This is a genomic window from Deltaproteobacteria bacterium (genome assembly GCA_029858205.1).
Classification (GTDB): Bacteria; Desulfobacterota; GWC2-55-46; order GWC2-55-46; family DRQE01; genus JAOUFM01.
The window spans coordinates 56,151-70,542 of the sequence record JAOUFM010000001.1; the positions used below are offsets into that span (position 1 = coordinate 56,151).

The 14,392-nt window shown below is 49.7% G+C and carries 16 protein-coding genes; 5 read left to right on the top strand and 11 right to left on the bottom strand.

Annotation, left to right across the window (positions count from 1 at the left end):
* Window positions 1–3: 3 nt before the first annotated feature.
* From OEV59_00265 to rpsB, 9 genes are all read right to left on the bottom strand, one after another.
* Window positions 4–1,167: a 1-deoxy-D-xylulose-5-phosphate reductoisomerase gene (locus OEV59_00265; GenBank protein MDH4226174.1), complete on the bottom strand. Its 1,164-nt coding sequence runs from the start codon at window positions 1,165–1,167 to the stop codon at window positions 4–6.
* On the bottom strand, window positions 1,164–1,967 hold the full coding sequence (locus OEV59_00270) for a phosphatidate cytidylyltransferase (protein ID MDH4226175.1): 804 nt from the start codon (window positions 1,965–1,967) through the stop codon (window positions 1,164–1,166). Before OEV59_00270 ends, OEV59_00265 begins: the two co-directional genes overlap by 4 nt.
* Before the next feature lie 89 nt (window positions 1,968–2,056).
* On the bottom strand, window positions 2,057–2,785 hold the full coding sequence (locus OEV59_00275; GenBank protein MDH4226176.1) for an isoprenyl transferase: 729 nt from the start codon (window positions 2,783–2,785) through the stop codon (window positions 2,057–2,059).
* Between the two features lie 55 nt (window positions 2,786–2,840).
* Window positions 2,841–3,401 (bottom strand): ribosome recycling factor, encoded by a 561-nt coding sequence (frr, locus tag OEV59_00280; GenBank protein ID MDH4226177.1) that lies wholly within the window; start codon window positions 3,399–3,401, stop codon window positions 2,841–2,843.
* Window positions 3,402–3,409: 8 nt separating this feature from the next.
* Window positions 3,410–4,129 carry a UMP kinase gene (gene pyrH, locus OEV59_00285; GenBank protein MDH4226178.1) on the bottom strand — a complete coding sequence of 240 codons (720 nt, stop codon included), beginning with the start codon at window positions 4,127–4,129 and terminating at the stop codon, window positions 3,410–3,412.
* 195 nt (window positions 4,130–4,324) lie between these two features.
* Window positions 4,325–4,906, bottom strand: a complete 582-nt coding sequence (locus tag OEV59_00290; GenBank protein ID MDH4226179.1) for a hypothetical protein — start codon at window positions 4,904–4,906, stop codon at window positions 4,325–4,327.
* 83 nt (window positions 4,907–4,989) lie between these two features.
* Window positions 4,990–5,562, bottom strand: coding sequence for a hypothetical protein (locus OEV59_00295; protein ID MDH4226180.1), 573 nt, complete (start codon window positions 5,560–5,562; stop codon window positions 4,990–4,992).
* Between the two features lie 92 nt (window positions 5,563–5,654).
* Complete coding sequence (gene tsf / locus OEV59_00300; GenBank protein MDH4226181.1) at window positions 5,655–6,281, bottom strand: translation elongation factor Ts; 627 nt, start codon at window positions 6,279–6,281, stop codon at window positions 5,655–5,657.
* Window positions 6,282–6,334: 53 nt separating this feature from the next.
* Entirely contained in the window at window positions 6,335–7,135 is an 801-nt protein-coding gene (gene rpsB, locus OEV59_00305; protein ID MDH4226182.1) for a 30S ribosomal protein S2, read from the bottom strand.
* A gap of 280 nt (window positions 7,136–7,415) precedes the next feature.
* Here rpsB and OEV59_00310 point away from each other — a divergent pair, with 280 nt between their 5' ends.
* Together OEV59_00310 and OEV59_00315 are read left to right on the top strand one after the other, a co-directional pair.
* Complete coding sequence (locus OEV59_00310; protein ID MDH4226183.1) at window positions 7,416–7,736, top strand: hypothetical protein; 321 nt, start codon at window positions 7,416–7,418, stop codon at window positions 7,734–7,736.
* 59 nt (window positions 7,737–7,795) lie between these two features.
* Complete coding sequence (locus tag OEV59_00315; protein ID MDH4226184.1) at window positions 7,796–8,281, top strand: hypothetical protein; 486 nt, start codon at window positions 7,796–7,798, stop codon at window positions 8,279–8,281.
* 52 nt (window positions 8,282–8,333) lie between these two features.
* Here the strand turns inward: OEV59_00315 and OEV59_00320 are convergent, their stop codons facing one another.
* Both OEV59_00320 and OEV59_00325 read right to left on the bottom strand, forming a co-directional pair.
* Window positions 8,334–9,230: a hypothetical protein gene (locus tag OEV59_00320; protein MDH4226185.1), complete on the bottom strand. Its 897-nt coding sequence runs from the start codon at window positions 9,228–9,230 to the stop codon at window positions 8,334–8,336.
* Between the two features lie 227 nt (window positions 9,231–9,457).
* Complete coding sequence (locus OEV59_00325; protein ID MDH4226186.1) at window positions 9,458–10,369, bottom strand: hypothetical protein; 912 nt, start codon at window positions 10,367–10,369, stop codon at window positions 9,458–9,460.
* Window positions 10,370–10,599: 230 nt separating this feature from the next.
* Here OEV59_00325 and amrB point away from each other — a divergent pair, with 230 nt between their 5' ends.
* From amrB to accC, 3 genes are all read left to right on the top strand, one after another.
* The gene (amrB, locus tag OEV59_00330; protein ID MDH4226187.1) at window positions 10,600–11,412 is read left to right on the top strand and encodes an AmmeMemoRadiSam system protein B; all 813 of its coding nucleotides are present in this window, start codon (window positions 10,600–10,602) and stop codon (window positions 11,410–11,412) included.
* A 36-nt stretch (window positions 11,413–11,448) separates the two neighbouring features.
* Complete coding sequence (gene gltX, locus OEV59_00335) at window positions 11,449–12,846, top strand: glutamate--tRNA ligase (protein MDH4226188.1); 1,398 nt, start codon at window positions 11,449–11,451, stop codon at window positions 12,844–12,846.
* A gap of 112 nt (window positions 12,847–12,958) precedes the next feature.
* Window positions 12,959–14,377, top strand: coding sequence for an acetyl-CoA carboxylase biotin carboxylase subunit (gene accC, locus OEV59_00340; protein MDH4226189.1), 1,419 nt, complete (start codon window positions 12,959–12,961; stop codon window positions 14,375–14,377).
* Window positions 14,378–14,392 lie beyond the last annotated feature (15 nt).

The window sequence follows — 14,392 nt, forward strand, 5'->3', positions numbered from 1 at the left end:
ATTTCATTTTACAAGCGACGCTGCCTTATCCCTTGCCCACATATCGGCATCGAGCACGTCGTCGAGCGTTTTTATGGTCTTTGCCCTGTGCGCGCCAAGCACCATGGCAAGTATTCGCGCTATATCCATGAACCCTATTTCTTTTTTCAAAAAAGCCTCGACACAAACCTCGTCCGCGGCATTCAAAACTGCAGGCGCAGTACCGCCTATTTCGAGAGCCTCGTACGCAAGCGTCAGGCACGGAAAACGCCTCTTCTCGGGCGTTAAAAACTCAAGCCTTCTTCCGCCAAGCTCCAACCTCGGGGTGCAGTTCTTCCCTATCCTCCCCGGGAACCCGAGGGCATAGGATATGGGACCCCGCATGTCTGAGGTGGAGAGCTGCGCGACAACGGAGCCATCGACATACTCAACCATCGAATGCACTATGCTCTCCGGGTGCACGACAACGTCTATTTTATCATTCTGGACGCCAAAAAGCCACTTTGCCTCTATTACCTCGAAGCCCTTGTTCATCATTGTAGCGGAATCTATCGTAATGCGCCGCCCCATTTCCCAGTTCGGGTGCTTTAGCGCCTGCCCGGGCGTAACGGACTTAAGCTTCGAAAGCGGCGCCCTTAGAAACGGCCCACCGGAGGCAGTAAGTATTATCCTTTCGATTTCAGCGGTGTCGTGGCCCTTTAAGCACTGAAACACTGCAGAGTGCTCGGAATCGACCGGAATGAGGCTTACCCCTCTTCTCTTGACCTCATTCATCACAAGCGGCCCTGCGGCAACAAGCGCTTCCTTGTTTGCAAGAGCGATGTCCTTGCCTGCCTTTATGGCGTGAAGCGTCGGGATAAGCCCGGCAAACCCGACGATTGCCGACACGGTCATGTCAACGCCCTTATATGCAGCTGCAATCTTCGCGCCCTCTGTGCCAAAGCCTATATCAACGCCAAGCGACTTAACGGACTTATCACTGGAAAGCGCCTCTGCGCTCTTTTCATCGGTTACCGAAACAAAATGCGGCGCAAACTCGCGGATCTGCTTTTTTAAGAGCGCGATGTTCTTTCCGGCGGCAAGTGTTACGACCTTGAAGCGCCCCTTATTGGCGCGCACCACGTCGAGCGTGCTCGTGCCTATGGAGCCTGTTGAGCCAAGTACAGCTATGCCCTTTTGTTTTTTCATGAGAGAAGGTTGCGAAGCTCGAGGTAATAGTAAAGCGCCGGAACAACGAACACCATGCTGTCTATCCTATCGAGCAGACCGCCGTGGCCAGGTATAAGGTTACCCGAATCCTTCACGCCGGAAGCGCGCTTTAGTAAAGACTCGAACAAGTCTCCATATACCGAGACTACACCTAACCCGAGCGTTAAGAGCGCGACCTCGTAGTGGTAGAGCCCGAGACCTAAGAAATAATTCATGCAAAGAGAGGCTATGACGCCGCCAAGCAAGCCGCCAACAAGCCCTTCTATGGATTTTCCCGGGCTTAGCACCGGAGCTAATTTATGTTTGCCTATCGCCTTTCCCGTAAAGTACGCGAATGTATCGTTACTCCAGACAAGCACGAGAGAGAAAAGAAACCACAACCTGCCGTTCTCGAGCCCGGTTAGCGGTACGATATGGGCAACCGGCACGGCGATATAGAGAAGTGCGAGTATCTTGGACATGACCCAGTTAGCAGAGGCCTTGAAGTCCTTTCTCGCGTATATGCCCGTTAAGAAATATATGAAGACGTATGCAACCGAGGCCCGTAAGGCGTCGGCAAGCCCTGCGTACAGGAAGATGAAAGGTATTGACGCTGAAAACACTATGGCGAGCGCCGCGCTTCCCGAGTACCCCATCTTCTCGTTTATGTGCATGAGCTCTTTAACCGCCCCTGCGATAAGCAGGGCCGCAAGCGCTGCTATGACCCAAAACGGAGCGTAGAGGATAATCGCTACGACTATTGGTATTAGTATTATGCCGCTTATCAGCCGCTTGACCAAGATATATTTCCCCTTTCAAATGCCGCGAAGTCTGTAAAAAAACGGCACGGACAAAAGTCCGCGCCGCGCATATCGTTTTCTACAACGTGTTACTTCGCCTGCGCCGCAAGCTGCGCCTGCGTAAGTCCAAAGCGCCTGTCGCGGCCCTGAAAAACGCGTATTGCCTTCATAAGCTCCTCTTCGCCGAAATCAGGCCAGAGGACCTCTGTCACATAAAGTTCCGTATAAGCCGACTGCCAGAGCATGAAATTCGAAAGCCTCATCTCCCCGCTCGTTCTGATAAGAAGGTCCGGGTCAGGCGCTCCTGCCGTGTAGAGACGCTTTTCAAGCTCGCGACCGTCCACATCGCTTGCCTTAAGCAAACCCTTTTCAACGTCCATGGCAATCGCCCTGCATGCCTTTGCTATTTCATCTCTTGAGCCGTAACTTAGCGCAAGCTGCAGCGTCATCGAAGTATTGTTGACCGTCTTAGCTTCTACCAGTCTCACGACCTTTCTCACGCCTTCGGGCAGATCATCTATATCGCCGATTGCCTTGAAGCGTACATCTTCGCGCATGAGAAGCTCGCACTCGGCCATGAGGTAGTCTTCGAGAAGCTTCATCAGAAGGTTTACTTCCATGACCGGACGGTTCCAGTTTTCCTTGGAAAATGTGTACAAGGTAAGATACTTAACGCCAAGGGAGCGGCAGTGCTTGACGACGTTACGCGCAGCATCTATGCCTTTTTTGTGGCCGCTAACGCGCATCTCGCCTCTACGCTGCGCCCAGCGCCCGTTGCCGTCCATTATTATCGCTATGTGAGAGGGTATGTCGTTCAAACCCGTAGACCTCGTGAAAAAGAAAAAAACAGCCGATGCGCCCGCAAATACAGCCTCAGACCTCCATTATCTCCTTTTCCTTGTCAGCGAGTATGGAGTCTATTTTCTTTATTTCCTTATCTGTAACGTCCTGCACGTGCTGCTGGCCCTTCTTTAGATCGTCCTGAGTGATGGCCTTGTCCTTTTCCAATTTTTTTATGGCCTCGTTAGCGTCGCGCCTTACGTTACGAATGGCGACCTTGGCGTCTTCACAATACTTTTTCGCCACCTTGACGAGCTCTTTTCGTCTCTCCTCTGTTGGCTGCGGTATCTGTATGCGTATCAACTTGCCGTCGTTCGTAGGCGTAAGACCCAGCCCTGACGATATTATCGCCTTCTCTATCGCGCCAAGCTGGCTCATGTCCCATGGCTGTACGGTTATGAGCCGGCTCTCGGGAACAGAGAGAGAGGCCATCTGCGGCAACGGCGTTGCGGTGCCGTAGTAATCGACCTTCACGTCGTCGAGTATTGCAGTGGAGGCTCTACCTGTCCTAAGCTTCAAGAGCTCCTGCATGAAGAGCTCGATTGCCTTGTCCATCTTTCTCTTGGAATCGTCGAAAACGTTTTTTAGCGCCATAATGCCCTCTATGCGTTCGCCCTTACGAGCGTGCCGACCTTCTCCCCTTTTAGTATTTTCATCACGTTGCCTTTTTCCTTTATATTGAAGACGATAATCGGCAGGTTGTTGTCCATGCAAAGCGATACCGCGGTCGTATCCATGACCTTCAACCTTTCCTTAAGTACTTCTATATACGTCAATTCCTCGAACTTCTTAGCGCTCTTGTCCTTTACCGGATCCTTGTCATATACGCCGTCGACCTTCGTGCCCTTCATTATTATATCAGCCTGTATCTCCATTGCTCTAAGCGAGGCCGCGGTGTCGGTAGTAAAGTACGGGTTGCCGGTGCCTGCGGCGAATATCACGACACGGCCCTTCTCAAGATGGCGAACTGCGCGCCTTCTTATATATGGCTCTGCAAGGGCCTTCATCTCGATTGCCGAAATGACCCTCGTTATAACGCCCTTTTTCTCGAGCGCGTCCTGCATGGTTAGCGAGTTTATGACGGTCGCGAGCATGCCGACGTAATCGGCGGTAGCCCTTTCCATGCCCTTTGCGCTTGCCTCGACGCCTCTAAAAATATTGCCGCCGCCGATAACGAGCGCTACTTCCACGCCTGTGGCCACGCAGTCCTTTACCTCGGATGCTATGGTGTCGACAACGGATGAATCCACGCCGAACTTGAGCTCGCCCATAAGGGCCTCGCCCGAAAGCTTTAGAAGAATTCTCTTGTACTTTGGCGCCATGTTTTACCCAACCCCTTACCGCAAAAATCAATGACTATACGCGGTTCTTATAAAATAACGGCGGCATCATGCCGCCGCACAGGCAAACCCTAACCACAACCAATCCAAGCCGAACATCTGTAACATGCCACCCAAAAGCATTTTAAGTACTTAATTATATTAAAAATTTAATGGGGCTGTCAACAGCAAACAAATTTACTTACTTTTAGCGGATACGAGCGCCTTGCGAACTCTTATCTTATTACCAAATTTAACCATAATCGCAGCCTTCTCGGCCTCATATTCATCTACGACATCTACCGAGACAATATCCATAAATTCGTTTCTATAATATCTTATAGTGCCTACATAAACCGCCTCGTCGCCAGATTTAATGTCTACTTTGTATCCAGATGGGAGAAAAACTCTTCCAAACCATCTGGCATCGTTCATATACACCTCCGAAGCAACTACATAAAAAGGCTTATCCTCTGCCATAACATAGAATGTTTCCCCAAACATTATTTCAATCATTTTATCGTATCTATCGTATACAGGCTCCTTTAACATAAAAAACTGATTCGCCGATGAACTAAGCGACAAACGGTACCTGTAATCTTCGTTGGCTTTTACAAGTGTCGACGAAGAAGTAAGCAACGCCGCCTTATTCTCATATGCCTGCAATCTTGACCCTTTAATCCGCTGCGCGCCCTTTGAAAGAGGAGGTATGAGTTCTATTTTTCCGAAAATAATAGTCTTGCCTGGCGGCAGAGATGAGAGATCCTTTACTGCTGGCATTAAAGGCGGAAAAGAAGGGAAAGCACATCCAGACACTGCAAAAAAGAACGCAACAAAAAACGAACGCAGCAAGATATAGAACATTACTTCAATTCCTTAATACGCTTCTGAATTAAGGCTTCCCACTTGGTTCCTTCACTCAACGGAAGCAATATTTCAAGCACTTCCTTTTCTCTAGGTTTGCCTGTCTCCACCACAGTAAACTGATACCCCATCTTTTCATCATACTCTTCCACCAATTTAAATGTTCCGACATAATAAAGACCTGGCTTGCTTACTTTGAATGCCGTTATATTCTTGGTGAATTCCGGCAGTGGATACCTACGGGTTATATTAACAACAGGCGTCCTTTCGTACCTTCCGAATTCCAACACCTGGTAAATGCCTGCGGAAAGACGGTCGTTCCAAAAAGCGCCGTTGCTTACCCCGCATAACTTAACCGGTTTATCTATGACAGGATCTATTTGTTTAAGATTGACATACGAAACTTTGCTGGAATTCAAAAAAGTGGCTTTAACGCCATCACTCATATCTATATAACCATACACCAACGATACCGTTTCGTCTTTTGAATTAGTAATAACCGTTGGAGCAACCGCACAACCAAAAAAAACCAACACCGACAAAGCAATTAATGCAACCCTACCTACTCGCATTATCACCTCCGTGTTGGTTTTATCGCGGACTTTATACGTGCCGGAATCCGGCACGCCCATCAATACCCGTAAACACAGCTCTTTTCTGCGCCTTACTGCTCCTGGCCCTCAGCCTCGTCCTTCAAGCCCTCGCCGACCTTGAACCTCGCAAAACGCCTGACCTGTATGTTCTCGCCTATCTTTGCGATAGCGGCGGTGACCAAATCCCCGATGGTCTTGTCGTTGTCCTTTACAAAGACCTGCTCCACAAGGCACGTCTCCTTATAGTACTTATCGAGCTTGCCCTCGACCATCTTCTCGATAACCTTCTCTGGCTTTCCGGATTCCTTTGCCTGGACCTTGTATATTTCCTTTTCCTTCGCGATTATGTCGGCAGGCACTTCTTCCCTTCTTACATAAAGAGGGCTCATGGCAGCTACCTGCATGGCGATGTCTCTTGTCAGCGCGATGAAGTCCTCGTTCTTGGCGACAAAGTCGGTTTCGCAGTTCACCTCTACGAGCACGCCGACCTTTCCGCCAGCGTGGATATAGGAGGTAACGAGCCCTTCCTTTGCGCTCCTGCCGGCCTTTTTCTGCGCCTGGGCAAGGCCCTTTTCCCTAAGAAACACGATTGCCTTCTCGAAATCCCCTCCGGTCTGGCTAAGGGCCTTTTTACAGTCCATCATGCCGGCCCCGGTCATTTCCCTTAATTCCTTTACCTTGACAGCTGAAATCTCCATTTTATCTAAAAAATCCTCCGATGTATTTTTATATCGCTAAAGACGCGGCCCTATCAGACCGGCGCGCCTTCTGCTACCGCTGCCTCTTCGGCCGCCTTCTTTGCGTCTATCTCGGCCGCTGCCTTTGCCTCTACGGCCTTATCGGTCTCCTTCACGAGCTTCTGCTCGTAAAGGGCCTTGCCTTCCATGCACGCCTCTGCCATTGCGTTTGCGAAGAGGTCTATTGCCCGGATGGCGTCGTCGTTACCCGGGACCACGATGTCGACTTCGTCCGGATCGCAGTTTGTATCGACGATTGCGACTATCGGAATGCCTAGCCTTCTTGCTTCCTTTAGCGCGATAGTCTCCTTCTTCGAATCTATGACGAACACGGCGCCAGGAAGCTTTGTCATGTTCCTTATGCCGCCGATGTTTTTCTCAAGCTTTACCCTCTCTCTTTCGAGAAGCAGGGCTTCCTTCTTGGTAACGGCCTCGGTAGAGGAAGCTCCGTCCTTTATGGCGCTAAGCTTCTTTAGCCTGTCGATGTTCTGCTTGATGGTAGAGAAGTTGGTCAGCAGCCCGCCTATCCATCTCTGATTGATGTAGTCCATGCCGCACTTATTGGCAGCCTGCTCAATAGAGTTCTGGGCCTGCTTCTTCGTGCCGATAAAGAGCACCTTCTGCCCCTTTGCGGCAACGTCGCGGATGTAATCGTAGGCGATTTTGAATGCCTTTACGGTCTGCTGCAGGTCTACTATGTAGATGCCGTTTCTTGCTCCAAAGATGTAAGGCTTCATCTTCGGGTTCCATCTCTTTGTCTGGTGACCGAAGTGCACTCCCGCCTCGAGGAGTTGCTTCATGGTAAGGTAAGCCATTTTCTCTTTTTCTCCTTTTAAGGGTTAATATCCTCCGCGCCTTTAAAAGCCGCCCGGCCTTCCGGGCACCCTCGTTACACACAGGCGCGTGCGTAATTAAGACATATCTTTATAACATAAGGGGTTATGGGATTTCAAGGGTAATTTTAAGATACTATTGATAATGCGCTCTGCGGCCGCAATGTCACGAAAAAAACAGTAGACTCCGTGCCCCTTCCCTGATATGCTCCATAGCATATCCATAACATGATTTAACCAAATAAATCGGAAGGTTACGGCAATGAGCGCATACACAATCGGAGCCCTGGTTGGAACGGTATTAAGGCTTGCACTCGGCATACTCGCCGCGCGTTCCGGTATAAAAAGGTTTTCGCTAAACCCCGGGACAGCCTGGACGGTCATCGTCGTGCTTACGGCAATTGCCTCTTACGTGCTAACTGCAACGAATAAGAACATTACCTTTGCGAACTCGCCGTGGATAGTGAAGTTCTACGTCAACTCAACCGAAGTGTTCTTCATCTTGGCGCTGCTCTTCTGGATAGTCTCGCTCGTGGCAGGGAAAAAGCCGGAGAAGGCAGAGGGGAAAACGGGGGAAAAATGAGAGGGTCGATGGGAGCAATACTCGCCCTACGGACTTCGTAATACAATTCCCAAAAAAACATGTACGATAAAGACAAAAAAGCACAGCTAATAGAACTTACCGGCCTGCCGCACCCTGCCACAGGCGCTCCGCTCCCGCATATAATATCGAACGACAACAATCTATACCTTGCTTACTGCGTAAAAACTGAAAATAGCAGAGACAACGGCACATATGCCATTGTCAGATTTAAAAATAATTCCCAGTACATATTCGGCTATCCAAACGACGAAGCAGCTCACCAGCACCCGCTTTACGAAAATGGTCTCAGGCCCTATGCGGCTTACGCAGTGAAAAACTCTCCATGGATCGCGAAACATTTAAAGCATTACGGCTCCCATATCAATACGGGAGAGCCTCTTAACAAACCATATATGCACTACATATTCTTTTTCCATGACACCTGCTTCGAATGCATCGCGGAAGGCGTTGAAACAGTCTGCGTCGAAGAAGGACGCATCTACGACGCCGTACAAAAAATTAACAAACTTATATTCGAGGATTAAAAATGGCGCGCATGGCCTCCGGAGCAGGCGTTGCACCCAGCACCGCTAAAAACTATTTAGATTCATAACGCAAGATATAATAGTATTTATCTATATAAATATCTTCTTTTGTAAGCTCTTGCAACCTGTCCCGGAACCAATTTACAGCCAAAACACTATCGGCATTTAAAAATTTCTTTGGCATACCCACCATCGGCCGCGCTACTGTTATATCGACACATCCTTCAACAGGAAACCTTATGTCAAATGCCCTCTTGACATCTTCACCTGTAACACCTTTAATGGTTTTCCAGCCCATTAACATTACAGGCATTCTCAAAGAGGAAACCTTATACCAATAAAGAACGACCTTTCCCTTGGCATCTTTATCGCCAGGCAACTTTAACTTCCGGGATACCGGCCATCCGCATCCTCTCCAGTTTTTCACTTTTCGTAACCTGGGCACCTTTTTGTCTTTGTGAGGTTTTGCAGGTCTTACTTCTTTATTTAATTCCGCCTCATACCGCTCAATCAGTTTCTCCATTCGTTTGGGAGTCGTATTTTTCAAAAACCATGCTTTATACAGATCGTATATTACGCCCGCGTTTTCATCACAATTCCGGGCTGAAACAGAAAGAGTGTCGAGCTCGTACATGAGCCCGCTCTTATCCATCCAGCACGACAAATTCCATCCTTCTCCTTCATACTCATCTACCTTCATAACCTTGCCAAGCTCTTCGGATTTCCAATTCACCATTGCAGACTCAGCTGCAGGATGCATAGGAAACCAACTGCCAAGCAAACTGACCCCATCGGCCTTAGCAAGCTTTTTGAGTTCTTGCCCAAGCTTCTTACGTATAGACGTCAATGTTCTTTTTTTCTTAAGCGCCATTTGTTCCCGTTGCTGACCACGGCAGTTTACAACTTCAAACATTATATTCCATCCATAACCCCGTCCAGATGCTACCACGCCACGCCGGGTGCGACCAACCCTTTGCCGCTAATACCCCACAAAAGTTACGGTCCTCGCATAAACTCCCTTAATTACTTTCAAGATACTTACATTAACCAAGTCAACCACAACAAGGCCTCCGGTAGACATCTAGTAGAGCTTCTTATCATCCGGCGTTATTCCAACAAAGTAATCCAGAGAAAGCCCTATATTAACCAACTGTTGATTAGAAACCGACCCTATATTCAGCAAACCAATCTCCCCCCTGTTTTTACATCATAAATATGAAGAATACCCAAACTTTTTATCGGCTCCTCATGCTTACCCGAATCATACACCTCATCACAAACAAAAATCTTGGCAGAATACGACAACATACAAGCTGCATTAGCAAGCTTTGCACTAAGCAACGGCGAGGCAGTATCTGCCTCCAGGTCATATACAAAATAACCGTCCGCTTCCGCGCCATTGACGATTTGTGTCCCGGAAACAAGAACCTTCTGTCCTTTTATATCCTTAACGTAAGCTAAATGAAAATTTTTCGATGACAACTGGTCATATGGCAATACAACAGTCTTCTGAACTGTGTTTGTATTTAAATCTATGCTCCTAAGCGTGGTATCATATGACCTGAAAACATACGCCCTCTTCCCATCTGCAGAAAAACCAGGCGCCGGGTCGAGAGAATCGTGAGCAGGAGGCAAAAAAAGCATTTTAACGAATGTAAACTCCAAATTAGCATCTAATAACGCATACTCTGTGATGTCCTCTCTATTGCCACCGCCAGTAGCATGAAATATAGCGGCCCCCCTGCCCATATTAAGCGCGAGTTGACTATATTCGTACCCATCGTCAACTATAATTTTTTTTGACTCAAGCGTATCAGCATCAAAGACCTCTACGCCATTGTCTTTCAGAAGCACTAACGCATTAGCTTCCTTGAAATATACTCCCGAATAAACACTTATGTTTTCATAGTCTTCCGAAGTATTTTGTTTTTTACTTATAACCTCATCGGTATCAGTATTTAACACAACCATACTAACACCACCGCCTGTAAAATAACCTTTCCGCGCGGCAAACACATCGCGGGCCATACAAAGCATAAAGACACAGCATAGTGAAAATACCACGCATTTGATTATATTTTTTTTCATGTCATCCCCCCTTTAATCCATTTTCCGTCAGCAATTACCGTCCGCGAGTCGCATAACCGTACAGGACTGGTCATACCCCGCCATCCTCTTACCCCGTCACGATTCTACCACACTGCGCCGGAAAAACAAAACCCGTCCGCAGATGGCGGACTTCAAACAAATGGACAACCAACTCCTCTTCTGATAAAATTTCAAAAAGCGGCAATAACACGCCGCAGAGGACGCGCAGCATGCAGATACGAAAGCCATTTGTCGCAAACCAGTTCTACCCGGGTTCTTCGGACTCGCTGCGTCATGCTGTCGAAGGCTATATTTCCTCCGCGCACTCCACTGCCGAGGAAAAGGCCGTTGCCTTAATCGCCCCGCACGCCGGGTACATGTACTCCGGCAAAACCGCCGGAGAAGCGTTCGCAAGGGTCATCGTACCGGAAAGTGTAGTGCTAATCGGCCCAAACCACACGGGTCTTGGCGACGCATTCGCGGTCATGACAAAAGGCACGTGGGAAACGCCGCTTGGAAACCTCGACATTGACGAAGACCTTGCGGAGGCAATACTTGACTCATCACGCCTATTTACCGCCGACACCCTTGCCCACGAGCGCGAACATTCCCTTGAAGTCGAGATGCCTTTCATATATATTAAAAACCCTAAGGCGAAAATCGTGCCCATCACCGTGATGTCATCCTCCCAAAAGGCATGCGAGGACGCGGGAGCTGCGCTGGCAAAGGCAATCAGAAAGCACAAGAAGAAAACCCTCATCGTCGTAAGCTCGGACATGAACCATTACGAGAGCGACGAGATAACAAGAAAGAAAGACCGCCTTGCCATAGACAAGGTGCTCGCACTCGACCCGGAGGGGCTCTTAAAGGTCATAAAGGAACACCGCATCACGATGTGCGGCGCTATCCCGGCTGCGATTGCCCTATACGCGGCAAAAGAGCTCGGCGCAACAAAGGCAACGCTTGCCGGGCACACTACATCGGCAGAGGCAAGCGGAGATACCACCTACACAGTCGGGTACGCAGGGTTCGTAATAAAATAAAAACTTCTTCGAAAGGTTTTTCAAAACAGCAAACAGATGACGGTAAAAACACGTTTCGCACCGAGCCCCACCGGATACCTCCACATCGGAGGAGCAAGAACCGCGCTATTTAACTACCTCTACGCAAGAAAGCACAAAGGCAAATTCGTCCTTCGAATCGAGGACACGGACGCCGAGCGCTCCACAGAGGCATCCATACAGGCAATCCTCGACGGCATGGAGTGGCTTGGGCTTGAGTACGACGAAGGCCCGTTCTACCAGAGCAAGCGCTACGACTTATACAGGGAATATGCCGACAAGCTCCTTAAAAAAGGCGACGCGTACAAGTGTTACTGCACGGCAGAAGAACTCGAAGAGAGAAGAAAGCAGGCCCTTAAAGAAGGCCGCCCGCCAAAGTACGACGGCCGCTGCCGCGAAAGAACAGACTCGCCCGCCCTTCCCTTTGCCTTGCGGTTCAAGGTAGGGCCCGGAAAAACAGTTGTCGACGACGCTGTAAAAGGCAAAACCGCTTTCGAGCATTCGGACATAGAGGACGTTATAATACTTAGAAGCGACACTACACCCACATACAACTTCTGCGTTGTCGTAGACGACGCTACCATGGGCATAACGCACGTAATCAGAGGCGACGACCACTTAAATAACACGCCGAAGCAGATGCTCATGTACGACGCGCTCGGGTTCCCTCTCCCGGTATTCGCCCATCTCCCAATGATACTCGGCAGCGACAAAACGCGCCTCTCCAAACGCCACGGCGCAACGTCAGTGACCGCCTATAGAGACATGGGGTATCTGCCAGAGGCCCTGATAAACTACCTTGCAAGGCTTGGCTGGAGCCACGGCGACGAGGAAATATTTACGCTGCAGTCGCTCATTGAAAAGTTTACGCTGGAAAATGTGGGCAAATCCTCGGGCGTGTTTAACCCTGAGAAACTCATCTGGCTAAACCACCACTACATAAAGGAATCAAGCGTCGAGAGTGTGGCAAAGCACGCGCTGCCGCATTTCAAGGAACTCGGCATAGACGCGGAGCATGACCCGCGCCTATTACAGATAGTAAAGACAGTAAAAGAGAAGTCTCGCACATTCAAGGAAACTGCCGAGAGCGCGGCCTTCTACTTTGCTACAGAAATAAAGTACGACGAAAAAGCGGCTACGAAGTTCCTCACAAAGGCATCGCTTGAGCCAATCGAGGCTTTAATCGAAGCATTAAAGCCCCTTGCCTCTTTCGATGAGCCTTCTGTCGAGGCGGCATTCAAAGGCGTCATCGAGGCAAAAGGCATAAAGCTCGTTGCCCTTGCCCAGCCCGTAAGGGTTGCTGTCACGGGAAATACCGTTAGCCCGGGTATCCACGAGACCCTCTCTGCCCTTGGCAAGGAAAGAACGCTTGAACGCCTCACAAAGGCTGCGGAGCACATCAGGAAACAAGGCTGAGCACAGTTCCTGCGCCGCAAAAATGGCGCGGAAAACCCCGTATTTCCTTGACACAGCGCCCATTTCCGGCTAATAATATACGTTCGCGGATTAGACGCGCAAGACCACGATTATGTTCAAAAAAGTACTCATTGCCAACAGAGGCGAAATAGCTACAAGGGTTATCAGGGCCTGTAAAGAGCTCGAGATACCAACTGTTGCCATTTACTCGGAGCCTGACACAACGAGCCTTTACGTCAAAAAGGCCGACGAGGCCTACATGGTCGGCCCGGGCCCAATCGAAGGCTATCTGAACATCCATAAGATAGTCGACCTCGCAAAGAAGGTCGGCGTTGACGCCATACACCCTGGCTACGGGTTTCTCTCGGAGAACCCGAAGTTCGCAAGGCTTTGCGCAAAGCGCGGCATAACATTCATCGGCCCATCCGAGCAGGCAATTGCCGACATGGGCGACAAAGTGCGCGCAAGGGAAATGGTAAAGAAGGCCGGTGTCCCCGTGCTTCCGGGCACAGACCACCCTATAGCCGACGAGGCGGAGGCAATAAAGCTTGCCCCTGAAATAGGCTACCCCATCATGGTAAAGGCATCGGGCGGCGGCGGCGGCAGAGGGCTTAGAATCGCAAGAAACGAAGAAGAGCTCAAAAGAGCCATCGAGACATCGAGAAAAGAATCGCAGGCAGCGTTCGGGGTTTCTGCCGTGTTCCTTGAGAAATATCTCGAGAAGCCGCGCCACATCGAGTTCCAGATAATGGCAGATAACCAGGGCAACTTCGTGCACCTTGGCGAAAGGGACTGCTCCATACAGAGGCGCCACCAGAAGCTTATCGAGATAGCCCCTTCCCTCATCCTCGACGACGAACTCAGAGCGCGCATGGGCGAGAGCGCGATAACAGCTGCAAAGGCAGCGTCATACACGAACGTCGGCACGGTCGAGTTCCTGGTTGACTCGGAACGTAACTTCTACTTCCTCGAGATGAACACAAGGGTGCAGGTCGAGCACGGCATAACCGAGATGGTAACGGGCATCGACATAGTGAAGAAACAAATCGAAATCGCAGCCGGGCTTCCGCTTGGCTTCGAGCAAAAGGACGTAAAGATCAACGGCTACGCAATCGAGTGCCGCATAAACGCCGAGGACCCGAAGAATAACTTCATGCCAAACACCGGCAAGGTAACGGCCTACTACTCTCCCGGAGGCATAGGCGTAAGGATAGACGGCGCGATATACAGGGACTATAAAGTAACGCCATACTACGACTCTCTGGTTGCAAAGCTCATGGTGCACGGGTCAACGTGGGACGAGGTTGTAAAGCGCACGACAAGGTCGCTCGATGAGTTTATCATAAGGGGCGTAAAAACAACGATACCGTTTCTCGCAAACATCATGCGCGAAGACGACTTCAGGAAAGGCAACTTCGATACCGGCTATATAGACAGAAAGCCGGACCTTAAACAGTACTACGAGTACGCGGACCCGACGGACATCGTCGCTGCCGCGTCTGCGGCAATAGCCGCGTACCACGGATTCTAAAGAAGGAGCATCGTA

What these genes read in the sequence shown, in the direction of transcription:
- OEV59_00265 (MDH4226174.1), bottom strand. Translation starts at nt 1,167, where the DNA reads ATGAAAAAACAAAAGGGCATAGCTGTACTTGGCTCAACAGGCTCCATA.
- frr (MDH4226177.1), bottom strand. Translation starts at nt 3,401, where the DNA reads ATGGCGCTAAAAAACGTTTTCGACGATTCCAAGAGAAAGATGGACAAG.
- pyrH (MDH4226178.1), bottom strand. Translation starts at nt 4,129, where the DNA reads ATGGCGCCAAAGTACAAGAGAATTCTTCTAAAGCTTTCGGGCGAGGCC.
- OEV59_00290 (MDH4226179.1), bottom strand. Translation starts at nt 4,906, where the DNA reads ATGCCAGCAGTAAAGGATCTCTCATCTCTGCCGCCAGGCAAGACTATT.
- OEV59_00295 (MDH4226180.1), bottom strand. Translation starts at nt 5,562, where the DNA reads ATGCGAGTAGGTAGGGTTGCATTAATTGCTTTGTCGGTGTTGGTTTTT.
- tsf (MDH4226181.1), bottom strand. Translation starts at nt 6,281, where the DNA reads ATGGAGATTTCAGCTGTCAAGGTAAAGGAATTAAGGGAAATGACCGGG.
- rpsB (MDH4226182.1), bottom strand. Translation starts at nt 7,135, where the DNA reads ATGGCTTACCTTACCATGAAGCAACTCCTCGAGGCGGGAGTGCACTTC.
- OEV59_00310 (MDH4226183.1), top strand. Translation starts at nt 7,416, where the DNA reads ATGAGCGCATACACAATCGGAGCCCTGGTTGGAACGGTATTAAGGCTT.
- OEV59_00315 (MDH4226184.1), top strand. Translation starts at nt 7,796, where the DNA reads ATGTACGATAAAGACAAAAAAGCACAGCTAATAGAACTTACCGGCCTG.
- OEV59_00325 (MDH4226186.1), bottom strand. Translation starts at nt 10,369, where the DNA reads ATGAAAAAAAATATAATCAAATGCGTGGTATTTTCACTATGCTGTGTC.
- amrB (MDH4226187.1), top strand. Translation starts at nt 10,600, where the DNA reads ATGCAGATACGAAAGCCATTTGTCGCAAACCAGTTCTACCCGGGTTCT.
- gltX (MDH4226188.1), top strand. Translation starts at nt 11,449, where the DNA reads ATGACGGTAAAAACACGTTTCGCACCGAGCCCCACCGGATACCTCCAC.
- accC (MDH4226189.1), top strand. Translation starts at nt 12,959, where the DNA reads ATGTTCAAAAAAGTACTCATTGCCAACAGAGGCGAAATAGCTACAAGG.